General features: G+C 66.6%; 17 protein-coding genes. 11 read left to right on the top strand and 6 right to left on the bottom strand.

Translation table 11 applies throughout. The annotated features are described in order from the left end of the window. Nucleotides 1-2: 2 nt before the first annotated feature. The gene (locus tag AC1PLS_RS12355) at nucleotides 3-1,682 is read right to left on the bottom strand and encodes an OFA family MFS transporter (protein ID WP_481103739.1); all 1,680 of its coding nucleotides are present in this window, start codon (nucleotides 1,680-1,682) and stop codon (nucleotides 3-5) included. A 411-nt stretch (nucleotides 1,683-2,093) separates the two neighbouring features. On the opposite strand from AC1PLS_RS12355, the gene aptA reads away from it, so the two are divergent. The 6 genes from aptA (at nucleotide 2,094) to AC1PLS_RS12385 (ending at nucleotide 12,900) form a co-directional block, all read left to right on the top strand. After that, a complete protein-coding gene (gene aptA, locus AC1PLS_RS12360) occupies nucleotides 2,094-3,446 on the top strand; it encodes an omega-aminotransferase AptA (protein ID WP_481103740.1) in 1,353 nt (450 codons plus the stop codon). A 111-nt stretch (nucleotides 3,447-3,557) separates the two neighbouring features. Continuing rightward, entirely contained in the window at nucleotides 3,558-4,415 is an 858-nt protein-coding gene (locus tag AC1PLS_RS12365; RefSeq protein WP_481103741.1) for a plasmid replication/partition related protein, read from the top strand. A gap of 145 nt (nucleotides 4,416-4,560) precedes the next feature. Then, complete coding sequence (locus AC1PLS_RS12370) at nucleotides 4,561-5,865, top strand: DUF445 domain-containing protein (protein ID WP_184431359.1); 1,305 nt, start codon at nucleotides 4,561-4,563, stop codon at nucleotides 5,863-5,865. A 152-nt stretch (nucleotides 5,866-6,017) separates the two neighbouring features. Then, entirely contained in the window at nucleotides 6,018-10,112 is a 4,095-nt protein-coding gene (locus tag AC1PLS_RS12375) for a CHASE domain-containing hybrid sensor histidine kinase/response regulator (protein ID WP_184431362.1), read from the top strand. 32 nt (nucleotides 10,113-10,144) lie between these two features. After that, the gene (locus tag AC1PLS_RS12380) at nucleotides 10,145-11,137 is read left to right on the top strand and encodes an HD-GYP domain-containing protein (RefSeq protein ID WP_046343123.1); all 993 of its coding nucleotides are present in this window, start codon (nucleotides 10,145-10,147) and stop codon (nucleotides 11,135-11,137) included. A 326-nt stretch (nucleotides 11,138-11,463) separates the two neighbouring features. After that, nucleotides 11,464-12,900 (top strand): DHA2 family efflux MFS transporter permease subunit, encoded by a 1,437-nt coding sequence (locus AC1PLS_RS12385; RefSeq protein ID WP_184613686.1) that lies wholly within the window; start codon nucleotides 11,464-11,466, stop codon nucleotides 12,898-12,900. A 194-nt stretch (nucleotides 12,901-13,094) separates the two neighbouring features. Here the strand turns inward: AC1PLS_RS12385 and AC1PLS_RS12390 are convergent, their stop codons facing one another. The 4 genes from AC1PLS_RS12390 to AC1PLS_RS12405 form a co-directional block, all read right to left on the bottom strand. After that, nucleotides 13,095-13,517, bottom strand: coding sequence for a hypothetical protein (locus AC1PLS_RS12390; protein ID WP_054593010.1), 423 nt, complete (start codon nucleotides 13,515-13,517; stop codon nucleotides 13,095-13,097). After that, nucleotides 13,514-13,870 (bottom strand): hypothetical protein, encoded by a 357-nt coding sequence (locus tag AC1PLS_RS12395; protein ID WP_481103742.1) that lies wholly within the window; start codon nucleotides 13,868-13,870, stop codon nucleotides 13,514-13,516. Before AC1PLS_RS12395 ends, AC1PLS_RS12390 begins: the two co-directional genes overlap by 4 nt. A gap of 180 nt (nucleotides 13,871-14,050) precedes the next feature. After that, the gene (locus AC1PLS_RS12400; protein WP_184625194.1) at nucleotides 14,051-14,905 is read right to left on the bottom strand and encodes an oxidoreductase; all 855 of its coding nucleotides are present in this window, start codon (nucleotides 14,903-14,905) and stop codon (nucleotides 14,051-14,053) included. Nucleotides 14,906-15,045: 140 nt separating this feature from the next. Then, the gene (locus AC1PLS_RS12405; protein WP_024940190.1) at nucleotides 15,046-15,621 is read right to left on the bottom strand and encodes a TetR/AcrR family transcriptional regulator; all 576 of its coding nucleotides are present in this window, start codon (nucleotides 15,619-15,621) and stop codon (nucleotides 15,046-15,048) included. A gap of 131 nt (nucleotides 15,622-15,752) precedes the next feature. Here AC1PLS_RS12405 and AC1PLS_RS12410 point away from each other — a divergent pair, with 131 nt between their 5' ends. The 3 genes from AC1PLS_RS12410 to AC1PLS_RS12420 all read left to right on the top strand — a co-directional run bounded on the left by AC1PLS_RS12410 (nucleotide 15,753) and on the right by AC1PLS_RS12420 (nucleotide 18,898). Further along, nucleotides 15,753-16,835 (top strand): alkene reductase, encoded by a 1,083-nt coding sequence (locus tag AC1PLS_RS12410; protein WP_184431366.1) that lies wholly within the window; start codon nucleotides 15,753-15,755, stop codon nucleotides 16,833-16,835. Between the two features lie 48 nt (nucleotides 16,836-16,883). Continuing rightward, nucleotides 16,884-17,672, top strand: a complete 789-nt coding sequence (locus tag AC1PLS_RS12415) for an SDR family NAD(P)-dependent oxidoreductase (RefSeq protein ID WP_167764102.1) — start codon at nucleotides 16,884-16,886, stop codon at nucleotides 17,670-17,672. A 98-nt stretch (nucleotides 17,673-17,770) separates the two neighbouring features. Then, entirely contained in the window at nucleotides 17,771-18,898 is a 1,128-nt protein-coding gene (locus AC1PLS_RS12420; RefSeq protein WP_311736829.1) for an NADP-dependent oxidoreductase, read from the top strand. 267 nt (nucleotides 18,899-19,165) lie between these two features. On the opposite strand, the gene AC1PLS_RS12425 is transcribed toward AC1PLS_RS12420, so the two are convergent. Further along, nucleotides 19,166-24,175 (bottom strand): NAD-glutamate dehydrogenase, encoded by a 5,010-nt coding sequence (locus tag AC1PLS_RS12425; protein ID WP_481103743.1) that lies wholly within the window; start codon nucleotides 24,173-24,175, stop codon nucleotides 19,166-19,168. A 289-nt stretch (nucleotides 24,176-24,464) separates the two neighbouring features. Between AC1PLS_RS12425 and AC1PLS_RS12430 the strand changes: the two genes are divergently transcribed. Both AC1PLS_RS12430 and AC1PLS_RS12435 read left to right on the top strand, forming a co-directional pair. Continuing rightward, nucleotides 24,465-25,124: a TetR/AcrR family transcriptional regulator gene (locus tag AC1PLS_RS12430; protein ID WP_024940186.1), complete on the top strand. Its 660-nt coding sequence runs from the start codon at nucleotides 24,465-24,467 to the stop codon at nucleotides 25,122-25,124. 14 nt (nucleotides 25,125-25,138) lie between these two features. After that, nucleotides 25,139-26,446, top strand: a complete 1,308-nt coding sequence (locus tag AC1PLS_RS12435) for an efflux RND transporter periplasmic adaptor subunit (RefSeq protein WP_046343141.1) — start codon at nucleotides 25,139-25,141, stop codon at nucleotides 26,444-26,446.

The raw sequence follows: 26,446 nt of genomic DNA on the forward strand, positions 1-26,446 counted from the left end.
TCTCAATGAAACAGCACGAAGGCTTTCTGCAGCGTGACCCAGATGCCCCAGGACATCGGCACGCCGACCGCCAGCCAGGCCAGCGCGACCAGGGCGGGGTTGCCGCCATGCCCGATGCGCGCCATCTGCTCCGGCGGCAGCACCGCCTTGCCACTGCGGTCCACCTTCTCGTGCGCCAGCTGCTTCTCGCGCGCCAGTTCTTCGGGCGTCATGAAATGACGCGCGGCCACCGGGCGCACCAACAGGTTGCAGATCAGACCGAGCACCAACATGCAGGCGAGGATGTACATGGTGGTGTTGTAGACCTGTGACGGCGGGCTGCCGTGGGCCAGCTGGTACTCGCGCATGTAGCCGACCACCACCGGACCGAGGATGCCGGCGGTGGCCCAGGCGGTCAGCAGGCGGCCGTGGATGGCGCCGACCATCTGGGTGCCGAACAGGTCGGCCAGATATGCCGGGATGGTGGCAAAGCCACCGCCGTACATCGACAGGATGATGCAGAAGATGCCCGCAAACAGCGCGATGCCGCCCACACCGCCGGCCGACGGCGCAGCCGCGTACAGGCAGATGCCCAGCACGAAAAACAGCGTGTAGGTGTTCTTGCGGCCGAGCTTGTCGGACATGCTGGCCCAGAAGAAGCGCCCGCCGATGTTGAACAGGCTGAGCAGGCCGGTGAAGCCGGCCGCGATGGCCGCGATGCTGGCCAGCTGTGCCGTATCCAGGCTGCCGAAGCCGACATCCACCCCGATCAACCGGCCGCCGAACACTTCCTGCAGCATCGGCGAGGACATGCCGATCACGCCGATGCCGGCCGACACGTTCAGGCACAGCACGCCCCACAGCAGCCAGAACTGCGGGATGCCCCAGACCTTGCTCACGTGCACGTGGTTGGCAGTGATCATGGCGTTGTTGCTGGCCACCGGCGCGGTCCAGCCGGCGGGGGTCCAGCCGCTCGGCGGCACGCGGTACCCGAACGCGCCAGCCATCATGAAGACGAAGTACAGCGCCGCCATCACCAGGAAGGTTTCCAGTACGCCCACCGAGGTCGGCGTGGCGAAGTGGCGCATCAGCGCATCGGCCAGCGGGCTGCCGATCATCGCGCCGCCACCGAAGCCCATGATCGCCATGCCGGTCGCCATGCCGCGGCGGTCCGGGAACCACTTGATCAGCGTCGACACCGGCGAGATATAACCCAGGCCCAGACCAATGCCGCCGATCACGCCCGAGCCCAGCCACAGCATCCAGATCTGATGGAAGTGGATGCCGGCCGCCGAAATCACCAGGCCACCGCACCAGCACAGCGCCGAGACCACACCGGCCTTGCGCGGGCCGGCACGTTCCAGCCAGCCGCCCCAGATCGCCGCCGAGCAGCCCAGCAGCACGAAGAACAGCGTGTACATCCACTGCAGCTCGCTGATCTTCCAGTCGCAGGTGGTGGCGACCATGCGCGCGAACAGGCCCATGTCGGCCGGGCACGCGATCGCCTCGGTGATGCCCAGCGCCTTGGACAGCGGCAACCAGAACACGCTGAAGCCATAGGCCATGCCGATACACAGGTGGATCGCCAGTGCCGCCGGCGGTACCAACCAACGATTGAAGCCCGGACGCGCAACGATGCGCTCCTTGGACAGCAGGCCGGCGTCTGCGCCGTTGGCGCTCGCCACGGTGGACCCTTGTGTCATTCCCGTTCCCCTAAAAAAGTGCGATAGAAGTGTGTCCGGAGCGCCCGACAGGATGGCTGCATGCAGGCGGTGTCAGTGGTTCCGAAAACGATTGATGGCTGCGATCGATTGACGTGTTGCGATAAGGGCAGCGGCGACTACCAGGCCCAACTGGCACTCGTCTGGCGCATCATCGGCGATCGTTGAATCTTTGCAATGCTTCGGCACGCCCCGCAGCCAGTCAAAAACCCGTCATGGCCTGCGCCACAAGGCGTTCCCACAGCTTAGCGGCCGACGTTGCGACTAATTGACTAGTCCATGCGGATCGGCGCATGCGGGTCCGCAAATCGTGCTCGCCGTCGCGCTCGGCCGGGGTGACGGCCGACGCGCGGTGGCCGTACAGTCGGACGCTTCCCAGCGACGGAGTCCGCCATGCACGACCACCCTCCGCGCGATGGCGCGCACGCGCTGCAGGCACCGGCGCACCTGGACGCGTTCTGGATGCCGTTCACCGCCAATCGCCAGTTCAAGGCGCGCCCGCGCCTGCTGGCCTCCGCTGCCGGCATGTACTACCGCGATGTCGACGGCCGCCAGATCCTGGACGGCACCGCCGGGCTGTGGTGCTGCAATGCCGGCCACGCCCGCGAGCGCATCGTGGCGGCGATCCGTGAGCAGGCCGGCACGCTGGATTTCGCGCCGACCTTCCAGATGGGTTCACCGCTGCCGTTCGTGCTGGCGCAGCGGCTGGCCGCGATCGCACCGCCCGGCCTGGGCCATGTGTTCTTCACCAACTCCGGCTCGGAGGCGGTCGATAGCGCGATGAAGATCGTGCTGGCCTACCACCGCCTGCGCGGCGAGGGCCAGCGCACCCGCTTCATCGGCCGCGAGAAGGCCTATCACGGGGTCGGCTTCGGCGGCATGTCGATCGGCGGGCTGCCCAACAACCGCAAATGGTTCGGCCCCCTGCTGGCCGGCACCGACCATCTGCGGCATACGCTGGATCTGCAACGCAATGCCTACGCGCGCGGGCTGCCGGCGCACGGCGCCGAACTGGCCGACGATCTGGAACGCCTGATCACCCTGCACGATGCCTCCACCATTGCGGCGGTCTTCGTCGAGCCGGTATCCGGCTCGGCCGGGGTGATCCTGCCGCCGGAAGGCTATCTGCAGCGGCTGCGTGCCATCTGCGACCGCCACGGCATCGTGCTGGTGTTCGACGAGGTCATCACCGGCTTCGGCCGGGTCGGCGATGCGTTCGCGGCGCAACGCTTCGGCGTCATGCCGGACCTGATCACCGCCGCCAAGGGGCTGACCAGCGGCAGCGTGCCGATGGGCGCGGTCCTGGTGGCCGATGCGATCCACGCGGCCTTCATGCAGGGGGCGCAGAACGCGATCGAGCTCTTCCACGGCTACACCTATTCCGGCCATCCGCTGGCCTGCGCCGCGGCCATCGCCGCGCTGGACACCTACGCCGAAGAACACCTGTTCGACCGCGCGATCACGCTGGGCCCGCAATGGGAAGACGCGCTGCACAGCCTGCGCGGGCTGCCGCACGTCATCGACATCCGCAACATCGGCCTGATTGGCGCGATCGAGCTGGCGCCACGCGACGGCGCGCCCGGCGCACGCGGCTACGAGGTGTTCGAACGCTGCTTCCACGACGGCGGCCTGCTGGTGCGCGTCACCGGCGATGTCATCGCGCTGTCACCGCCGCTGATCGTCACCCCCGAGCAGATCGGGCAGATGGTCGAAACGCTGGGCAGGATCCTGCGCATCACCGCCTGACCACCAGGGCACAGGCGCCCGCGCGTAACGCCCGCACGCGGCGCGGTCAAGCGCGCAAAGCCGGGGCAGGCTCACTACAATGCCGGCCCCGCACTTCCCCGCAGTTGCCGCATGAACATCGTTGTCAAAGAAGAACTCAAGGCCTACATCGACCCGCTGACGCCCGACGAGCACGAGGCGCTGGAACGCAGCCTGCTGGCCGAGGGCTGCCGCGATGCGCTGGTGCTGTGGGGCGACGTGCTGGTGGATGGCCACAACCGCTACGGCATCTGCCAGAAGCACGACCTGCCGTTCCAGACCGTGCAGAACCTGCGCTTCCAGTCGATGCAGGACGTGCAGCTGTGGATGATCGAGCAGCACCTGGGCCGGCGCAGCGTGTCGGACTTCCAGCGTGGCGTGCTGGCACTGCGCAAGCGCGAGATCCTGGCCGCGCGCCAGCGCAGCCAGCGCGACGCCGACGCCGCTGCCGAAGCGCCGGCGGTTGCCGACATTGAGCAGCCGGCCACCGGCGTCGACCACGACGCCACGCCGGCGGCCACGGACAACGACAGCCCGCCGTGGGAAGAGACCTCCACCCCGGTCAGCCGCGCCGAGCTGGCGCGCGAGGCCCGCCTGAGCAACAACCAGGTGGTGATGATCGAGCGCATCCACAAGCAGGCCGCCCCGGAAGTGGTGCAGGCGGTCAAGGCCGGCGAGATTTCGATCAGCGCCGCCGCTGCCGTGGCCACCTTGTCCGAGGACGAACAGCGCGCCGCCGCGCAGGCCGGCAAGGCCGAGCTCAAACAGGCTGCCAAGCGCGTACGCGACGCCAAGCGCAAACCCAAGCCCGACGAGGCCGAAGGCGGCGAAGCCGAACGCCGCGACATGAAAGCCCTGCAACGCCGCGTCACCGAACTGGAAAACGAAAACGCCGCGCTGCAGGCCAAGGTGACCGCGCTGCAATCGCAGCTGGAGCGCCTGCGCGGCTAAGTGCCAGACGGTGCATCACCGTAGGAGCGCACCCGGGCGCGACATGGCCTTCCCGGTAACGCCGTCGCGCTCAGGCGCGCTCCTACCGCGCCGTCACGCCCGGCTGTGGACATGCCGTGCTCCGGCGACTGGGTACACTGCGCAGATGGAACCAAGCGTTAGCACTCCCCGCCCCGTCGATCCCCGTCGTGCCCAGCTGCAGCGCATGAAGCTGTTGGCGGTGGCCCTGCTGCTGGCCATGTTCGCCGGCTTCGTCGTCAGCCACCTGATGGGCGAACAAGGCGTCTGGGCCTGGGTCTCGGCCTTCTGCGAAGCGGCCACGGTCGGCGCACTGGCCGACTGGTTCGCGGTAGTGGCCTTGTTCCGGCGGCCGATGGGCCTGCCGATTCCGCACACCGCCATCCTGCCGCGCGGCAAGGACCGTCTGGCCGACGGCCTGGCGATATTCGTGCGCGACCAGTTCCTCGCCCCCGAGGCGTTGATGGACAAACTGCGCGTGTTCGACCCGGCCAGCCGCCTCGGCGAATGGCTGGCCAAACCCGAACAGGCGCGCATGCTCGCGCAGACGGCGCGCAGCTGGATGCTGCAGGCGCTGGAACTGCTGGACGAGGCCGCGGTGCGCCGCGCGATCCAGCGCTTCGTGGTCGACCGTCTGCGCAAATGGAATGCCGCCGCCACCGTCGGCGATGTGATGGCACTGCTCACCACCGACGGCCGGCATCAGAAATTGCTGGACGAGGTGCTGCTGCGCCTGGGCGAGTGGCTGGATCAGGAGCAGGTCAAGACGCGCGCCTCGGCCTTGATCGTGCGCTACGCACGGCGCGAGTGGCCCAAGCTGGTCGGCACGGTGAACTGGGTCAAGCCGATCGAGGAGATCGGCGACAGCCTGGCCGACCGCATGGCGCGGGCGGCGATCGAGGAGTTGCAGGACATCCTGAAGACCCCCGAGCACCCGATCAGGCTCGACTACGAAGCGTGGCTGCAACGCTACATCGCGCGCCTGCGCGACGAGCCGGCAATGGCCGAGCGCGTGGAGGAGCTCAAGCAACGCGTGATCGAACATCCGGCCTTGCAGGACTACGTGCAAGGCCTGTGGGGCGAGATCCGCGATGCACTGCGCAACGACCTGGCGCGTGAAGAATCGTCGATGGCCGCGCACATGGAGCGCTCCATGCAATCGCTCGGCCAGGCCTTGTCGCAGGATCCCTCGCTGCGCGAAGCGCTCAACCAGCACATGTTGCAGGCCGCCGACAAACTCACCACGCGTCTGCGCGCATCGGTGACCGACCATATCGCGTCGACGATGAAAAGTTGGGACGAACGTCACCTCGTCGAACAATTGGAATTGGGTGTCGGACGCGATCTGCAATACATTCGGTTCAATGGAACGTTGGTGGGCGGACTGATCGGGCTTGCCCTTCACGCATTATCGATCTGGCTGGCGTTCTGATGCATTGGCAATGACGTTGATCGCCCACCGGAAGCACGTGCGGACGCCGGGGAGTTTGCACGGGTTCTGATGATCGTCAGGCGCCACCACGAGACCGACCTCGCCGTCGGCCAGCACACCGGGCACGCAACAGGCAAGGCAAAGGAACAGAAATGCCGAATGGCCGCTGGGATCTGCGCAGAAAATACGGGCGCCGCGCATCGATCGGTGCCCTGCTGATTCTCGCCACAGGTCTGATTGCCGCCATTCTCGCCGGCCTGTCGCTACAGCGACATAACGAGCTCGAGCGCGAGCAGCGTTTCAACTATGTCGTGCGCACGCTGACGCGCAACATCAGCGAGCGCATGTATACCTTCGAACACGGGTTGCGCGGCGCACGCGGTGCCTTGATCGGCGCCGGCAAGGATGTCATCAGTCGCGACCGCTTCACCTTGTACAGCCGCTCGCGCGATTACACGCGCGAGTTCCCCGGCGTACTGGGTTACGGCTACATCCATCGCGTTGCGCCCGCCGACGAAGAGGCCTTCCTGCAGTCCGCGCGCGCGGACGGTGCACCGGACATCAAGCGCCGGCCGTTGGCGCCCTGGGACGGCGAGCGTTACATCGTGCTGTATTTCGAACCGGAGTCCTCGGGCAACCGTCCGATCGGTCTGGACATCGCCTCCGATCCGCGTCGCCGCGCAGCGGCACTGCAGGCCGCACGCAGCGGCGTGCCGATCATGACCTCGCCGATCTCGCTGTCCGGTTATCGCATTCCCAGCGAGAGCGGATTCCTGGTGCTGCTGGCGGTCTATCGCGAGGGCATGCCGCTGCAGACGCCGCAACAGCGCATGGCCGCGACCAGCGGCTGGGTGTACGCGCCCTTCAGCGTCGAACAGATGGTGGAAAGCACCCTGGGCGAGCGTGACGACGTGGCGCTGGATCTGTCCGACCGCAACGAGCCCACTCACAACTTCTTTCGCAGCGGCACGCCGTCCAGCGACAGCGCGCGTCGCCCGCCGGTGATCCAGCAGCTGCAGATCTACGGCCGCACCTGGATCATCACCGCCCACCCCACCGCCAGCTTCCTGGCCTCGCTCAACCAGACCTCGCCATGGCTGACCGGCGGCCTGGTGCTGGGCGTGTCGGTGCTGCTGGCGGCATTGCTGGTGCTGTATTTCAGCAACGGCCTGCGGCGCGAGGAAGTGCTGCGCAAACAGATGGAGCTGGCGGCACTGGTCAGCCATTCCAGCGAGGCCATCGTTGCCGAAACCCCGGACGGACACATCACCCACTGGAATCCCGCTGCCGAAGCGATGTTCGGCTACAGCGCGGACGAGGCGATCGGCCAGAACCTGACGATGCTGCTGTCGCCGCAGCCATATGCGATCCCCGACATCGAGCACGCCGACGAGCACCATTCGGTCGATACCTCGGCCGCGCTGAGCATGCGCCATCGCGATGGGCATCTGGTCCATGTGCTGGCCAGCAAGGCCCCGATCATCGAACGCGATGCCACCCTGAGCGGGCACTCGCATTTCTTCCGCGACATCTCCGAGCGGGTGCGTTCGCATCAGCGCATCGTCGACCTGAATGCATCGCTCGAACACCAGGTCGCCGAACGCACCAGCGAATTGATGAAGTTCTCCGCGCTGCACCGGGCGATCCTGGCACACGCCGGCTTTGCCATCATCGCCACCGACTCCGGCGGCTTTGTCACGCTGTTCAATCGCGCCGCGGAAAAACTGCTGGGCTACAACGCCGACGAGGTGATCGGCCGCCGCAAGGCCGGCCAGTTCATCGAGCAGGAAGAACTGCAGCAGCGCGCGCACCTGCTCTCCGAGCAGACCGGCGCGCCGGTGGCGCATACGCTGGAGGCAATCGCCGCGCTGACCAGCCTGGGCCGCAGCGACACCAGCGAATGGACCTACGTCAGCCACGAAGGCCGCCGCCTGCCGGTGCTGCTGACCCTGAGCACCCTGCGCGACGATAACGACCAGGTGATCGGTTACCTGGGCATGGCGGTGGACCTGACCGAGCAGAAACTGCACGAGAAACAACTGCGCCTAGCGATGGATGCGGCCAAGAGCGCCAACCAGTCCAAGTCCGATTTCCTGGCCAACATGAGCCACGAGATCCGAACCCCGATGAACGCGATCCTGGGCATGCTGTACCTGCTCCAGCGCAGCGAACTGCCCGGTGCGGCGCAGGACATGGTGACCAAGATCGACCGCTCCGCGCGCTCGCTGCTGGAGATCATCAACGACATCCTGGACTTCTCCAAGATCGAGGCCGGGCGCATCGATCTGGAACGCGCACCGTTCGACCTCAATCAACTGTTCGACAACATCGCCGACCTGATGCGTTCCTCGCTCAGCACCAAACCGGTGGAAATGATCGTCGAGCCACTGCCGCGCGACTGCCGCTGGTTGCTCGGCGATGCGCTGCGCATCAACCAGGTGCTGGTCAATCTGGTCGGCAACGCGATCAAGTTCACCGAGCAGGGCGAAGTGGTGCTGTCGGTACGGCGCTTCCCCAGCGGCGATCCGAACAAGCTCAAGCTGCTGTTCTCGGTGCGCGACACCGGCATCGGCATTTCCAAGGAAAAGCAGAGCCTGATCTTCTCGCCGTTCCTGCAGGCCGACACCTCCACCAGCCGGCGCTACGGCGGCAGCGGCCTGGGCCTGACCATCAGCCGGCGCCTGATCGAATTGATGGGCGGCGAGCTGGAGGTGGAAAGCGTGCCCGGCCGCGGCAGCGAGTTCTACTTCGTGGTGACGCTGGAAAAATCCGCCCCGCCGCTGGCGCAGCGCGACCTGCCGACGCTGCCGCCGGAAGCGATGCCGCGGGTGTTGATCGCCGACGACCACGATGCGGCGCTCAACAACCTGGTGCGCATCGCCAGCGAACTCGGCTGGCGCGTGGATGCGGTCGCCAGCGGCCAGGCCGCCCTACAGGCGATCGAGCAGGCCAGCGAGCCCTACGACATCTTCCTGCTCGACTGGCGCATGCCCGATATCGACGGCGTGGCGATCGCGCGGCAGATCCGTGCACGCGCCGTGCCCGGCCCGCATCCGGTGATCGTCATGGTCACCGCCTACGAGCGCCGGCTGCTGGAGCAGCATCCCGAGCAACAGGACCTGGATGCGGTGATGACCAAGCCGGTGACCAGCGCGGCGCTGCACCGGCTGGTGGAGCAACTGGTCCACGAACGCCCCGGCGCGCGGCCGGTGGCGCCCACCTTCGTGGCGCGTCGGCTGGAAGGCGCGCATCTGCTGCTGGTGGACGACAGCGAAATCAACTGCGAAGTGGCGCAGCGCATTCTCGAAGGCGAAGGCGCCATGGTCACGGTCGCCCACGACGGCGAACAGGCCATCAACACGCTGCGGCGTGCGCCGGAGCTGTTCCAGCTGGTGTTGATGGACGTGCAGATGCCGGTGGTCGATGGCTATGAAGCCACGCGGCGGCTGCGGCAGATCCCCGCGCTGGCCAGCCTGCCGGTGATCGCGCTGACTGCCGGCGCCTTTCGCCCGCAACAGGAGAAAGCGCTGGAAGCGGGCATGAACGGTTTCATCGCCAAGCCGTTCAATGTGGAGGAACTGGTCACCGCCATCCGCCACTTCCTGCAGCCGGGTGTACGGCGCATCCCGTCGCTGCCGCACGAGGCCGCTGTGCAGGGCGGCCCCGAGTGGGAACACGCCGACCCGGAGGTGCTGGATGCGGCGCGTGCACGCAGCCTGTGGCGCGAGCGCGAACCGTACGAGCGCTATCTGCTCAAACTGCTGCGCGACAACCCCGACCCGGCCGAGGCCGCAGCCGAACATCTGCGCCGCAACGAGCTGCCGGCGATCGGTGCGCTGGCGCACAAGCTGCGCGGCGCGGCCGGGTCGCTGGCATTGCCAGCCCTGGCCGGTGCCGCCAGCGACCTGGAAACCCGCATCGAGCAGGGACACGACATCACCTCGGCACTGCTCGCACTCAAGGACACCATGCAGCGTACCGCCGCGGCGGTCCATGCCTTCCTGCAACACGGCGACAGCGACACGGAAGCAGGCGATGACGATGCCGCGCTGGACGCGGACAGCGTGCAGATCCTGGAAGCGGCCCTGGGCAGCGACGATGCCGACAGGATCGACCACGCGCTGCTGATCTGCGCGCCGCATCTGCCGCGCAACCTGCAGGAAGCACTGCAGCGTGCGGTGGAAGATTTCGACTTCCGTCGCGCCGAGGCCACCTTGCGCGACTGGCAAGCCACTCACCTGCGCTGACCGCTCACCGCGCCGGCTGGCAAGGAGCCTCCATGCCGCATCGTCCCCTGCTGTGTGTCGACGACGAATCCAGCAACCTGGCCACCCTGCGCCAGCTGCTGCGCGACGATTTTCCGCTGGTGTTCGCCAAGTCCGGCGGCGAAGCGCTGGAGGCGGTGCTCCGCCACACGCCGGCGTTGATCCTGCTGGATGTCGAGCTGCCCGATATGGATGGCTATGCGGTGGCGCGCACGCTCAAGCAGCAGCCCGCCAGCACGGCCATCCCGATCCTGTTCGTGACCTCGCGCAGCAGCGAGCACGACGAACGTACCGGACTGGAAGCGGGCGCGGCCGATTACGTCAGCAAGCCCTACTCGCCCGCCCTGCTCAAGGCGCGCATCGCCACCCAGTTGAAGCTGGCCGAAAGCGCGCGCCTGGCGCAGCACTATCGCGATGCGATCCATCTGCTCGGGACCGCCGGGCAAGGCCAGGATGCCGACACCGGCGCGCATATCTGGCGCATGGCCGCCTATGCGCAGGTGCTGGCCGAGCAGGTCGGCTGGCCGGCGCAACGGGCGCAGCTGCTGCAGGATGCCGCGCCCCTGCACGACGCCGGCAAGATCGCGGTGCCCGGCAACATCCTGCACAAGCCCGGTGCATTGGACGAACACGAACGCACCGTGGTGCGCCAGCACCCGCAGGTCGGCCACGACCTGCTGCGGCACGGACGCGGGCCGGTGTTTCAGCTGGCTGCGGAAATCGCGCTGCATCACCACGAATGCTGGGACGGCAGCGGCTATCCCAACGGCCTGGCCGGCGAGGCCATTCCCGAATCGGCGCGCATCGTGGCGGTGGCCGACGTGTTCGACGCGCTGTGCGGGCGGCGCGCCTACAAGGCGCCGTGGACGGTGGACGATGCGATGCGCAAGCTCGACAGCATGGCAGGCAAGCAACTGGAACCGCGCCTGGTGCAGCAATTTCGCGAGGCGTTGCCGCAGGTCCTGCAGATCATGGATGCCTGGGATAGCGCGGCGCCGGGGACCTGAAGAGCCGGGAATCGGGAATTGGGATTGGGGATTGGGGAATCGGGAATCGAAGAGCGGGGAGCGCGGGACGGGCTGATCAGTTTCTGGGCCGATCGGGTGAGTTGGCACAAGGCATTCGCGCCCGTCTTTCGGGGCGTACGGCTCTCTCAGGTGGGCTGGTGGTGTTATCGGCCCTGTGATGCGTACGCAGTGTTGCCTGGCGCGTGCTTGAACACCGCTTCGCACGGGCGGACAATAGCCATGTTGCGCCGCACAACACCGTGCGACGCGGGCCGGTCCGATCGCCATCTGCGCGCCACCGATGCGGCCCCGCAACCGAGAGTCCGATGTCCTCCAGCGTGTCCGAGGCCGGCGTCACGCCGCCGCGTTATCCCGATTACCGCATCATCTCGCTGATCCTGGCCTGCGCCATCTTCATGGAGCAGATGGACGCCACCGTGCTGGCGACCGCGCTGCCGACCCTGGCGCGCGATTTCGGCGTTGCCGCGCCGGCGATGAGCATCGCCATGACCAGCTACCTGCTGGCGCTGGCGGTGCTGATCCCGGCCAGCGGCGCGATCGCCGACCGCTTCGGCCTGCGCCGCGTGTTCGGCGCATCGATCTGGGTGTTCGTCGGCGGCTCGATCCTGTGTTCGCTGGCCGACAGCCTGCCCACCATGGTCGCCGCGCGCGTACTGCAAGGCGCCGGCGGCGCGATGATGGCCCCGCTCGGCCGGCTGATCCTGCTGCGCACGGTGGAGCGCCGTCACCTGGTGTCGGCCATGGCCTGGACGCTGGTGCCGGCCTTCATCGGCCCGATGCTCGGCCCGCCGCTGGGCGGATTTTTCGTCTCGTATCTGGACTGGCGCTGGATCTTCTACATCAACGTGCCGATCGGCATTGCCGGCTTTTTGCTGGTGCGCCGTTTCATCCCGGAAATCCCCACCGAATCGGCGCCGGCACGTTTCGACCTGCGCGGTTTTGTGCTGTGCGGCACCGCGTTGGGCTGCCTGTTGTTCGGCCTGGAAATGGTCAGCCAGCAGGACGGCATCGGTACCGCGAGCTGGCTGCTGGCCATCGGCGGCAGCGCTGCGCTGGGGTATCTGGGGCATGCACGCCACCACCCCGCTCCGCTGCTGGACCTGAGCCTGCTGCGGATCGATTCGTTCCGCTTGTCGGTGATCGGCGGTGCGCTGATGCGCATCACCCAGGGCGCGCATCCATTCCTGCTGCCGCTGCTGTTCCAGATCGGCTTCGGCATGAGTGCCGCACACAGCGGGCGCCTGATCCTGGCCACCGCGCTCGGTGCACTGCTGATGCGCAGCATCACCCCGCAGTTGCTGCGCCGCTTCGGCTATCGCAACAGCCTGATCGGCAACGGTGTGCTCGCCAGCCTGGGCTACATGGTCTGCGCGTTGTTCCGGCCCGACTGGCCGCCGGCGCTGATGTTCGGCCTGCTGCTGTGCTGCGGCGCGTTCATGTCGTTCCAGTTCGCCGCCTACAACACCATCGCCTACGAAAACGTGCCCGCATCGCGCATGAGCCGCGCCAGCAGCCTGTACACCACCTTGCAGCAACTGATGCTCTCGGTCGGCGTATGCGCCGGCGCAATGATCCTCAAGCTGGCGATGCTGGCCGGCGATCACACCCAGCCTGCGCAACGCGATTTTTCGCTGGCGTTCTGCGTGGTCAGCCTGATTTCCCTCAGCGCCACCTGGTGGCATGTGCGTTTCGACAAGGATGCCGGGCAGGAAATGAGCGGGCACCGGGCTTCGAGCGGCTGACAGCAAGGCTGCGTAGCCGGCACAGCTACATAGCCGTGACTGGAATCGGCGTGCACCGCCCCGGCAACTGTGGTTTCCATGCGACATCCTCATCCAGTTGCCAACTGCTCGCACTGCTTGGTTGACCAGTCTTGCAACGTGTCATGTCCGCCAACTCGCATGACAGCACCCCACAGGTGCCGCCATGCCTGCCATCATCGCGCCTTGTCGTTTTGCCGCGACGCGGCCTCGGCACGCGTCACCAGCAGGAACGCCAGCGGAAAGCCGATCTCGATCGCAACTGCCGCGAAGATGCCGGCGTTGACATGCCCGGCCACCCACTCCGCCACGCCCAGCACTGCCAACAACAGGCACGCGGTGACAAAGCCCGCAACCACCGCACGGCGCCCTGGCGACGGTGGCGCCGTTCGCACCAGCAGCAGCATGACGCCGATGGCCGCATACAGCGGTGCGGCGCGTCGGCCGAGCACGCCCAGCGCGTCGCTGTCGAAGGCCACGCCCCAATTTGCCAGCATGGCCGCAGGCGCCAGCAGCCAGGCAGCGCCCAACGCGAAGAACGACAACGCCGACAGCGTGGCCAGGTAGCGAAATGCGCGCGATGCAGTCGGCGCGCTCATGCGTTCACCTCCACGACCGTGCGCCCCTGCACCTTCCGCGCCTCGCCGCCAGAGTGGGGCTGATGCAATCCCCGGCCATCGACCAGCAACCGGTCTGCAACTGCAATGCCGGCATCGCGGGACGCTTGGACCACACCGGCAAGATCGACGCCAGGAATCAGCGGAAGATGGCGAATGATCGGGCCAGCTCTGCTCACCGCCACCGCCACCGCCATCGCGTGGTGGCAGTTGCCGGTCGAATTCTCGACAGCAACCCTCACCTCGCCCGGCATCAACGCGTCTTCGTTGAACCGGACCAGCCTGGTAACCACCGGCTCGCTGGTCTGAGCGGCAACCACTGCATCGAAGGTCATTGCCTTCTCCTGTTGGGGTCAAGACCGCGAGCGACCGCGTCACCACCGACGCATCGGTAACGGCATGCACACTGCAGTCGCTGCGGCTCGTTTGTGCAGCAGTGCAACCCGGCGTGGCGCAGCTGAAACCTGTTGCGCTCACCGCCAGGGCCGGCACTTGCAGTGGTTTGTCGGCCGGGCTTATCCGGCGTGGGATGGCGTCGTGGTCTCGGGTGGCGTCTTCGCATCGAGCTGCAGGTTCTTGCGAATCAACGCCTGGAACACACCCGCCGGCGCAAACCGCCGCAGGAACTGCAGCTGTCCGGCGATCTTGCCCGCGGTGTAGCGCACCTTGGGCTGCTGCGCGCGCGCCGCCTTCACCACCACGTCGGCGACGACAGAGGGCTCGTCTGCGCTTGCCATTGCCTGCGCCACCACCTGGCCGACCTGGGTACGCACCTGACGGTAGTTTTCCAGTGGCGCATCCGGGGCGAGAGTGTTCGCTTCGAACTGGGTCCTGGTATAGGCCGGCTCGATTACCGTGACCCGGATTCCGTAGCTGCGCAGCTCGTGGTCCACCGCTTCGGAGTAACCCTCCACCGCGTGCTTGCTGGCCGCGTACAGCGCCGCATACGGCGTGGGCACCAGCCCGATGATCGAGCCGATGTTGATGATGCGGCCACTGCTCTGGCGGCGCATGTGCGGCACCACTGCGCGCGTCATGCGCACGACACCGAGGAAGTTGGTGTCGAGGATGGCCTTGGCCTGCTCGATCGAGCTTTCCTCCGCAGCGGCGGGAGACACACCGAAACCGGCGTTATTGACCAGCAGGTCGATGCGCCCTTCCCGTCGCAGGAGCTCCTGGATCGCGGCGTCGACCGATTCGTCGCTGGTCACATCCAGCGCCAGCAGCGTAAAGGCGCGCTGCCCGGACTGCGCGCCGCGACGGCTGGTGCCGTACACCGTATAACCGGCGGCAGCCAGCGCGTTGGCAGTTGCTTCGCCGATGCCGGAGGAGGCGCCGGTCACCAGCGCAACAGGGGGTTTGCTTGTCATTGGATTTCCTTGAGTGCAGTGAGTGACAGGGCGGCAGTCGATTGACGATCACGCCGCGACTGGGAAGCGATGGCTTGGCTAAAAACGCAGTCCTACCGGTGAAAGCTCGACAACGTGTGTGGCGGATGCACGCCTGTCGGTTAGTTGGATGCCTGCAACGACGACAGGATCTGGTCGCGACACACCGCGATGATTTCGTCGGCCAGTGGCGAATCGTTCGGGCACGACCGCGACAGCACGATGGCGCCGATGGCGTGCGCCATCATGTCCAGGTTGCTGGCGCGCTCCGCTGCTGCCTCGGCGGTGCCGGGCGCAGCGCCGCTGCGGTCGAGCGAGGCCAACAGGTTTTCGACCCCGGTGGCGAACGCCTCGCGCACTTCCTCCGGCTGGCGCGCGGCATCGGCGCCCAGCGCCGCCATCGTGCAACCGGTGGCAAGGCTGTCGCGATGTCCGCGCGACAGATAGAAGTTCACGAAATCCGCCTTGTCCACGTGCTCGGTCTGCGCGGCGATGTTGGCCAGCCCGCAGGCCGCCGATTCGGCCATCAGATCCGCCTTGGAGCGGAACTGCTTGTAGAAGCCGCCGTGGGTGAACCCTGCAGCGGCCATCAGATCGGCGATGCCGATCCCTTCGTAACCACGCTCGCGAAACAGCACCGAGGCCGTCTCGACGACGTGCGCCCGGTTTGCCTGCGCCTGTGCCTTGGTCACTTTCATCGTGGGGACACTCCGTGCTTGTGCGGGACTGGGGAGAGCGGCAGCTTACTTTGATGTCATTCGTCATCAAAGTGTTGACACTTTAGATTTTGATCGTAATCTTTGTCAACCACTGATTCCGAGCACCGCCAATGACCCACCCTTCGCTGTTCGAACCCTATGCACTGGGCGCGCTGACCCTGGCCAACCGCATCGTGATGGCTCCGCTGACCCGCAACCGTGCGGGCGCCGGCCTGGTGCCGAGCGCACTGGCGGCCACCTATTACGCCCAGCGCGCCTCGGCCGGCCTGCTGATCACCGAGGCCACCCAGATCTCGCCCCAGGCCCAGGGCTATCAGGACACCCCTGGCCTGTACACGCCCGAGCAGATCGCCGGCTGGCGAGCAGTCACCGACGCCGTGCATGCCAAGGGCGGGCGCATCTTCATGCAGCTGTGGCATGTGGGCCGGGTGTCGCATGTCGACCTGCAGCCGGGCGGCGCCGCACCGGTCGCGCCGTCGGCGATCCGCGCGGCGACCAAGGTGTTCGTCAACAACGGCTTTGCCGATGTCTCCGAACCACGCGCCCTTGAGCTGCACGAACTGCCGGGCATCGTCGACGACTTCCGCCAGGCAGCGGCCAATGCGATTGCCGCCGGCTTCGATGGTGTCGAAATACACGGCGCCAACGGCTACCTGCTGGAGCAGTTCATCAAGGACGGCGCCAACCAGCGCACCGATGCCTACGGCGGCTCGATCGAAAACCGCGCGCGCCTGTTGCTGGAAGTGGTGGCCGCCGTAAGCAAGGAAATCGGTGCCGATCGCACTGGCGTGCGCATCTCGCCGGTGTCGCCGGCAAGCGGCATTTCCGGCAGCGATCCGCAGCCGCACTACGACTACATCGCCGAGCAGCTCGATGCGCTGGGCATCGTCTACCTGCACGTGGTCGAAGGTGCGACCGGCGGCCCGCGCGACGCGGCCCCGTTCGACTATGCCGCGCTGCGCAGCAAGTTCACCCGTACCTATCTGGCCAACAACGGCTACGACCTGGAACTGGCCAACGCCCAGTTGCGCGCAGGCAACGTCGACCTGGTGGCCTTCGGCCGCCCGTTCATCAGCAACCCCGATCTTGTCGAACGTCTGCACACCGGCGCAGCGCTGGCGCCGTTGAATCCGGCCACGCTCTACGGCGGTGGCGCCGAAGGTTATATCGACTACCCGTCCCTCGCCGGCTGAGGCTGTCTCGCCTGGCGTCTTTCATCCACTGTCATCAAGGAATTCTGCATGTCCACACTTCCCGCTGTCCTCATCACTGGCGCCTCCACCGGTATCGGCGCCGTCTACGCCGAGCGCTTTGCGCAACGTGGCCACAACCTGGTGCTGGTCGCACGCGACAAGGCCCGCCTGGATGCGCTGGCGGCGCGTCTGCACGCTGCACATGGCGTCAACGTCGACGTGCTGCAGGCCGACCTGACCCAGCCCGCCGACCTGACCGCAGTGGAAGCCCGCCTGCGCGACGACGCGCAAATCGGCGTCCTGATCAACAACGCAGGCATGGCGCAGTCCGGCGGCATCCTGCAGCAGAACGCCGAGGCAATCGACCGCCTGCTGGCGCTCAATGTCACCGCGTTGACCCGCCTGTCTGCCGCGGTTGCGCCGCGCTTTGCGCAGTCCGGCAGCGGCGCGATCGTCAACCTCGGCTCGGTGGTGGGCTTCGCTCCCGAATTCGGCATGAGCGTCTATGGCGCCACCAAGGCCTTCGTACTGTTCCTGTCGCAGGGGCTGCACCTGGAGCTGGGCTCCAAGGGCGTGTATGTGCAGGCCGTGTTGCCGGCCGGTACGCGCACCGAGATCTGGGGGCGTGCCGGTATCGACGTCAACACGCTCAGCGATCTGATGGACGTGGGCGAACTGGTCGATGCCGCGCTGGTTGGTTTTGATCGCCGCGAACTGGTCACCATCCCGCCGCTGCACGTGGCCGAACGTTGGGACGCACTGGATGGCGCGCGCCAGGGGCTGCTGTCTGACATCCGCCAGGCCACCGCCGCCGAGCGCTATCAGCCAGCGGCCTGACCGGCCCGGCGGCGTACCTGCCCGCAGCGCTTGCCAGGGTGAGCGCTGCGGGCCTGCGCTGATGTGTCGCGCATTCGCCCTGCTGCATGGATGCATCGATGCAAACCGCCCACATGGCGATCAGGCGGCAGGCACGCAGTTGCCAGCGCACAGGTGAAGGCGGCCGGGGATCGCATCGCGCCCGGCCACGCATCCAGACAACGACAGCAGTGGACCCGAACCAGATGAAAGCACTCACCTTCAAACGCTATGGCAAATCTCCCGACATCGGCTTCAGCGAGCGCGCCCGCCCGACGCTGCAGCCCGACGAACTGCTGGTCGAGGTGCATGCCGCTGGCGTAAACCCGATCGACAACATGATTCCCACCGGCATCTTCAAACCCGTGGTGAAGTTCGAGCTGCCCGCCACGCTGGGCAGCGACGTGGCCGGGATCGTTATCGACGTCGGCAGCCGCGTCATCCGCTTCAAGCGGGGCGATGCGATTTTTGCCAGCGTGTTCGATCTTGGCCGTGGCACCATCGCCGAGTATGTCGCGGTACCGGAAAGCGCCGCAGCGCTGAAGCCGGCCAATCTGGATTTTGTGCAGGCGGCATCGCTGCCGATGGTCGCGCTCACGTCCTGGCAGGCCCTGAAGGAACGTGCCGACCTGCAGCCTGGCCAGAAAGTGTTCATTCCTGCCGGTTCCGGCGGTATCGGCACCATCGCCATCCAGTTGGCAAAACACCTCGGCGCCACCGTCGGCACCACCACCAGCACCGGCAATGTCGCGCTGGTGAACAGCCTTGGCGCAGATGAGGTGGTCGACTACAGGCAACAGGACTTCGAGACCGTGCTGCGCGGCTACGACATCGCGCTTGGCACGATGCGGGGCGATACGATCGAAAAATCGCTCGCCATCCTCAAACCCGGCGGCAGGATCGTGTCGCTGGTCGGGCCGCTGGATGCAGCCTTTGCCCGCGCACGCCGGTTGAATGTGGTGCTGCAATTCGTCTTCGCCATGATGAGCCGCAAGATCATCCGTCTAGCGAACAAGCACAACGTCGCCTACTCGTTCCTGTTCGTACGCCCCAATGGCACGCAACTGGCCAAAATCGGCGAACTGCTCGAAGCCGAACGCCTCCGCCCGGTCATCGACAAGGTGTTTGCGTTCGACCAGGCAAAGCAGGCGCTGGAGTATCTGGCGCAAGGCCGCGCCAAGGGCAAGGTGGTCGTCAAGATCAAGTAAGAAGCAGGATACAGGGCACCCAATCTGCGGCTTGTCTGCAGGGCCCTTGGCGGCATTGGTGCCGCCAAGGAGCCTGCACGGACGAATTCACGACGTGTCCCGCGGGCGGTGAGGGCACCGCACGCTCGACTCACCAGCAAGCGTCGTTTGAGGTGCACAGCAGCAAGCCGAAAGGCGGCTCTTTGATGCAAGACAACGACGTTGCCGTCCGGCTACCGCGAGGATGATGACGAAGCACTCGCTCCGCCATCACCTCGCTGCACACGCTTACATCCCGTGTGCCGCCAGCTGCCCGAGACGCTGCACTGCGACCGACACGGTCGGGTAGTCCAGGGTCTTCTGCTCGGCCACATCGGCGAGCATGGCCAGGGTGAAGCGCAGGCTGGAATCGTCGCGTGCCAGCCAGTTGGCCACCTTGTCCTCGGCCGTGCTGCCTGACATCGTCAGCACCTGACCGACCAATGCGCGTTGATGCGCGGCCAGCTCGTCGCGCAGTACACCACGTGCCACCGCGTGCCAGCGGCCGTTGACCTCCAGCGCGTCGATCTGCTCGAACAACCACGGCAAACGCAGCGCTTCGCCCAGGCGGAAATGCACCTTGGACACGTCCACCGGCTTGAGCTTGCGGGTGCGTGCGGTTTCGATGATGTCGAAGGCCGGTTCCAGATAGCGTAGCTCGGACAACTGCTGCGCCAGCTGCGGCGGTAGGCCCTTGTCCTGCCATTCCTGCACGCTGGCTTCATACTGCGGGCGCTGCGTATCGGAGAGCACACCGGAGGCGACACGGATGTCGTTGAACGGGCCGTGGTAACGCTCCACCGCCGCGGTGATGCCCGGCATCTGGCCCGGACGCAACAGCAGCCAGCGCACGAACGAGCGCTGCAGGCGCCAGATCACTTCCAGCGCATCGATCTGCACCGACTCGGGTACCTTGCCGTCCAATGCGTCGATCTGCGTCCACAGCGCGCGTGCATCCAGCGTCTCGCGGCTGATGGTGTAGGCCTTGGCGACCTCGGCGATGCTGCGGCCGGTGTCTTCCTGCATGCGCATCAGGAAGGTGGCGCCCATGCGGTTGATGGTGGTGTTGGTCACCGCGGTGGCGATGATCTCGCGCTTGAGGCGGTGACGCTCCATCGCATCGGCGTACTTTTTCTGCAGCGGCTGCGGGAAGTAGCGCTGCAATTCCTTGGACAGATACGGGTCTTCCGGAATATCCGATTCCAGCAGCTGCTGGAACGCCACCAGCTTGGAGTACGACAACAGCACCGACAGCTCCGGGCGCGACAAGCCCTGCCCGCGCGCCTTGCGTGCGGACAGTTCGGCATCGGAGGGCAGGAACTCGATCTGGCGATCGAGCAGGCCCTGCAATTCCAATGTGCGGATGAAGTGCTGCTTGGAGCCGAGACGTTTGACGCTCATCCGCTCCATCAGGCTGATCGCCTGGTTCTGGCGGTAGTTGTCCCACAACACCAGGTCGGCCACTTCGTCGGTCATCGACGCGAGCAATGTGTTGCGCGCGTCGTAGGTGAGCTTCTTGGCCTGCACCATGTCGTTGAGCAGGATCTTGATGTTCACCTCGTGATCGGAGGTGTCCACGCCGGCCGAGTTGTCGATGAAGTCGGTGTTGAGCAGCACCCCGGCCTGCGCGGCCTCGATGCGGCCGAGCTGGGTCAAGCCCAGGTTGCCACCCTCGCCTACTACCTTGCAGCGCAGCTCGCCGCCATTGACGCGCAGGCCGTTGTTGGCGCGGTCGCCCACATCGGCGTGCGACTCGCTGGACGCCTTGACGTAGGTGCCGATGCCGCCATTCCAGAACAGGTCCACCGGGGCCTTGAGGATGGCGTTCATCAGCTCGTTGGGCGAGAGCTGCTTGACGTTGGATTCCAACCCCAGGACCTCGCGCACCGGCGCGCTGATGTCGATGGATTTGAGCGTGCGCGGATAGATGCCGCCGCCGGCGCTGATCAGCTTGGCCTCGTAGTCGGCCCAGCTGGAACGCGGCAGCTTGAACAGGCGCTCGCGCTCGGCGAACGAGGCAGCTGCATCCGGATTGGGATCCAGGAAGATATGCCGGTGATCGAACGCGGCCAGCAGGCGGATATGCCGCGACAACAGCATGCCGTTGCCGAACACGTCGCCGGACATGTCGCCGATGCCGACCACGCTGAAATCCTGGCTCTGGCAGTCGCGCCCCATCGCACGGAAGTGGCGCTTGACCGACTCCCACGCACCGCGCGCGGTGATGCCCATGCCCTTGTGGTCGTAACCGACCGAACCGCCGGAAGCGAACGCATCGCCCAGCCAGAAGCCGTGGTCCAGCGCCAGCCCGTTGGCGATGTCGGAGAACGTGGCGGTGCCCTTGTCGGCCGCGACCACCAGGTACGGATCATCCTGGTCGTGACGCACCACCTGCGGCGGCGGCACGATCTTGCCGCCGACGATGTTGTCGGTGATGTCGAGCAGGCTCTGGATGAACAGTTTGTAGCAGGCGATGCCTTCGGCCTGGATCGCATCGCGGTCGCCGCCGACCGGCGAGCGCTTGACGTAGAAACCGCCCTTGGCGCCGACCGGCACGATGACGGTGTTCTTGACCATCTGCGCCTTGACCAGGCCCAGCACCTCGGTGCGGAAATCCTCGCGCCGGTCCGACCAGCGCAGGCCGCCGCGCGCCACCGCGCCAAAGCGCAGGTGCACGCCTTCCACCCGCGGGCTGTAGACGAAGATCTCGCGGTACGGGCGCGGCTTGGGCAGGTCCGGCACGATCGAAGAATCCAGCTTGAAGCTGATGCAGTGGCCGTGCTTGCCGCTCTTGTCGGTCTGGTAATAGTTGGTGCGCAGCGTGGCGTCAATCACACCGATGAAGCTGCGCAGGATGCGGTCCTCGTCCAGGCTGGAGACGCGGTCCATCAGCTTCAGCAGCGTGGCGCGCGTGGCTTCCTGCTGCGCATCGCGGTCGCTTCCGCGCGCCTGCAACACCGGCTCCAGGGCCTTGAGCGTGGCCTCGTCGTCACCGGCCAGCACCGACAGTTCCTCGCGCAGGCGTTCCTGCCCGGCGAAGATCTGCGCCTTGGTCTCGCTGCCGGTGGCCGGATCGAAGCGCGCTTCGAACAGTTCCACCAGCAGGCGCGCCAGCAGCGGGTAACGGGTGAACGTCGCCTCGACATAGGCCTGCGAGAACGGCACCGCAGTCTGCAGCAGATACTTGCAGTAGCCACGCAGCAGCGCGACCTGGCGCCAGTGCAGGCCGGCGGCCAGAATCAGGCGGTTGAAGCCGTCGTTTTCGGCATCGCCGCTCCAGATCCGCTCGAAGGCTTCGCCGAAACCGGCGTCGGCATTGGCAGCGTTGATCTTGCCGGAGGTCGATTCGACCTCGAAATCCTGGATGTAGACCGGCGTCTCGCCGACCTGCAGCCGGTACGGCCGCTCGGAGATCACCCGCAGGCCCATGTTCTCCATCATCGGCATCGCGTCGGACAACGGGATGTCGTCGAGCTGGCGATACAGCTTCAGGCGCAGGCCTTCGCCGGCGTCCAGCCGCACGCCGTCGTCGCGACGGATCTCCTGCAGGCTCAGGTGCAGATCGTCCGGGCCGTCCAGTGCGGCCAGATGCTCGACGTCGGACACCGCCGATTCGATCGACGAGTCCTCGATATAGCCGGCCGGCAGCGCACGTCCGAAGTTGGCGGCCATGCGCAGGCCATTGACCTCGCCATGCCGCGCCACCAGCGCCTCGCGCAGGGCATCGCGCCAGTTGCGCAGCAGATGCGCAAGCCGCGCCTCGAGTTCGGTGGTGTTGAATTCCAGCGCCTCGCCACTCTTGGGCCGCACGATCAGGTGCAGCTGCGCCAGCGGCGACTCGCCCAGCACCACGCTGGAATCGATGTATTCGCCGTGCAGCGCGTCCTTGAGCAAGGCCTCGATGCGCAGCCGCACATCGGTGTTGAAGCGTTCGCGCGGGATGTACACCAGCGCGGAGATGAAGCGGCTGTACTTGTCGCGGCGCAGGAACATGCGGCTGCGCACGCGCTCCTGCAGGCCGAGGATGCCGATCGCGGTGCGATACAGCTCTTCCTCGTTGGACTGGAACAGCTCCTCGCGCGGCAGCGTCTCGAGGATGTGCCGCAGCGCCTTGCCGCTGTGGCTGCTCGGGGTCAGCCCCGACTTGCTCATCACGTATTCGTGGCGCTGGCGCACCAGCGGGATTTCCCACGGGCGGCGGTTGTAGGCGCTGGAGGTGAACAGGCCCAGGAAGCGCTGCTCGCCGACGATGCGGCCCTTGGCATCGAATTCCAGGATGCCGATGTAATCCATGTAGCCGACCCGATGCACGCGCGAGCGCGCATTGGTCTTGGTCAGGATCAGCGCATCCTTGAGCTTGGCCGAGGTGTTCAGGCCGTGCGCCGCCAGCGTGGTCACCGGGCGCGCCGGTGAGGTGTCGCGGCCGCGCATCAGGCCCAGGCCGGTTTCTTCCACCGGCGCCAGCACTTCCTGGCCGTCCTGCTTCTCCACGCGGTACTCGCGATAGCCGAAGAAGGTGAAATGATCGGCCGCCGCCCAGCGCAGGAACTCCTGCGCCTCGTGGCGGCTGATGTCGTCCATCGGCAGGCGGCGGGTGGCCAGGTCGTCGGCCAGCATCACCATCTTTTCGCGCATCGACGCCCAGTCGTGCACGATCGCGCGCACCTCGCCCAGCACCTTGCGCACCGCCGCTTCCACTTTGGGCATGTCCTCGGCAGGCTGGCGGTCGATCTCCAGCACCATCAGCGATTCGCTCTTGCCCTCGCCCACCGCGGTCAGCTTGCCGGCCTTGTCGCGCGCGATGCGCAGCACCGGGTGGCCGAGCACGTGCACGCCGATGCCCAGGTCCGACAGCGTCATGCTCACCGAGTCCACCAGGAACGGCATGTCGTCGTTGACGATCTGCAGCAGCGTGTGCGGCGATTCGTAACCGTGGCTCTTCAGGGTCGGGTTGAACACCCGCACGTTGACCGTGCCGGGCTTGCGCGTGCGCGCAAATTCCAGCATGTCCGCCGCCAGGGCCGCCCACTGTTCGGCCGGGTGGTTGGGGAACTCGTCCTCTTCCATGCGCCGGTAGAAGTCGGCGGCGAACAGCTGCACCTCGGACTGGCGGGCGGCCGGGTAGCGCTTGCGCAACGCGGCAAACACCGGCTCCAGGGTGACCGCCTGCGGCGCGGTGGCAAGCACGGGGACGGCATGGTCGGCGACCGGTTTGACCGACGTCGTGGACGATTTCGAAGCAGCTTTCTTGGCTGTCATGAGAGCGCTGGGATGCTCGGTGGAAAACCTGAATTGTACCGGCGCCGGATGAAGACGCCTTGCTGCATAGCGCAAAATCCTGGTCGGGCGCTCTCCCTCGGTGAGGCGCAAAAGCACTACCCGACTGTAATTCCTGCAGCGGCGCCGGATTGGCGCCTGCATGGCCAGCCGCCAGACCGCCACAACCGGCAAAGTCCGGCCGGGCGCTTGGGCCACAAGGCGTTGCGCAGACAGAACTGCGACCGTCAAGCCTGTTTAAAAACTAAACTGGACGGTATAGTCTACCGCCATGACCCCCCGTTCCCACCGTGCTGCCCGGCGCTCGGACTGCGATCGCCGCATCCATGCGGCTGTGCATACGCTGCTTGCCGAGCGCGGCATGCGGCTGAGCATGGACGCGGTGGCCGAGCGCGCCGGCTGCTCCAAGCAGACGCTCTATAGTTATTACGGTTGTAAAGAAAACCTGCTGCGCGATGTGCTCCAGGACCATGTGCACCTGGCCACGGTGCCGCTGGGCACCGCCTCGGGCGAGTTGCGCGAGGATCTGCTGGCCTTCGCGCTGGCCCACCTTGACCGCCTGAACCGCCCGGATGTGTTACAGACCTGCCGGTTGGTGGAAGCCGAATCGCACCGGTTCCCCGATCAGTCGCAGCAGATCTTCCAGGACGGGGTCGTCGGCATGCAGCAGCGCCTGGCGCAGCGCTTCGAGCAGGCGATGCAGGCCGGCCAGCTGCGCCATGACGATCCGCACTGTATGGCCGAACTGCTGTTGAGCATGATCGTCGGTCTGGATTTCGACCGGCAACGCTTTCAGGTTCCCCACCGCGCCGGCCTTCCCGCCAGGCAGCAGTGGGCGCAATTCGCTGTCGACACCTTCCTGCGCGCATTTGCCGCGGTCGCTGCCACGCCTTCGCTGTCCCCGCTTTCCTTTCTCACTTCAAGACCCTAACGGAGTTCCTCCTGATGATCGCCCCGCTCCGCACATTCGGCCTGGCCTGTGCCATCACCCTGGCGCTGGCTGCCTGCAGCAAGCCCGAACAACAGCAGGCGCCGCCGCCGCCGGAAGTGTCGGTGCTGGAAATGAAGCCGCAGACCCTGCCGCTGGAACGCGACCTGGTTGGCCGGCTGTCGGCGTTCCGCTCGGCCGACGTGCGCGCGCGCGTGGACGGCGTGCTGCTCAAGCGCCTGTACACCGAAGGTACCGACGTCAAGGAAGGCCAGCCGCTGTTCGAGATCGACCCGGCGCCGCTGAAGGCCACGCTGCTGCAGGCGCAAGGGCAGCTGGCCGCCGCCCAGGCGACCTATGCCAATGCCCAGGTCGCCGCCAAGCGCGCGCGCAGCCTGGCTCCGCAGCAATATGTGTCGCGTGCCGACATCGACAATGCCGAAGCCACCGAGCGCTCCTCCGGCGCCAACGTGCAGCAGGCACGCGGCCAGGTCGAGTCCGCCCGCATCCAGCTCGGCTTTGCCAGCGTCACCTCGCCGATCACCGGCCGCGCCGGCATCCAGCGCGTGACCGAAGGTGCGCTGGTGGGCGCCGGTGAGGCGACCCTGCTGACCACGGTCGACCAGATCGACCCGCTGTACGTGAACTTTGCGATGAGCAGCGAAGAACTGGCCGCCCTGCGCCAGGCCCAGAGCAGCGGCAACGTGCAGCTCAGCGGCGATGGCAAGTCCACCATCAATGTGGAACTGGGCAACGGCACGCAGTACCCGCACCCTGGTACGTTGGATGTGTCGGCGGTGACGGTGGACCCGAGCACCGGTGCGGTGTCGCTGCGCGCAACCCTGCCCAATCCGGAGCAGGCGCTGCTGCCGGGCGCGTTCGTGACCTTCAAGGCCAGCCTTGGCCAGCGCAACAACGCCTACCTGGTGCCGCAGCAGGCCGTGCAGCGCGATGCCACCGGCGCCTACGCGCTGGTGCTGGGCAAGGACGGCAAGGTGGTGCGCAAGAATCTCACCGTCGATGGCCAGCAGAAGGGCCAGTGGATCGTCACCGCGGGCGTGACCCCGGGCGACCAGGTGATCGTCGACGGCGTGCAGAAGGCGAAGGAAGGCCAGCCGGCCAAGGGCGTGCCGTGGGATCCGAACAAGCCGGCGCAGGGCGGCCAGCCCGGCGCACCGGGCGCGGCTCCCGCCGCTGCCCAGGGCGGCGGCGCGCAGGCCGCACCGGCGGCCGACAAGGCCGATGCAGCGGCACCGGCCGCGCAGGAACAGTCCAAGCCGGACGCTGCGGCGCAGCCGGCCGACTCCCAGTCCAAGCAGCAGTAA

Source organism: Xanthomonas sp. NCPPB 3218 (assembly GCF_056725185.1).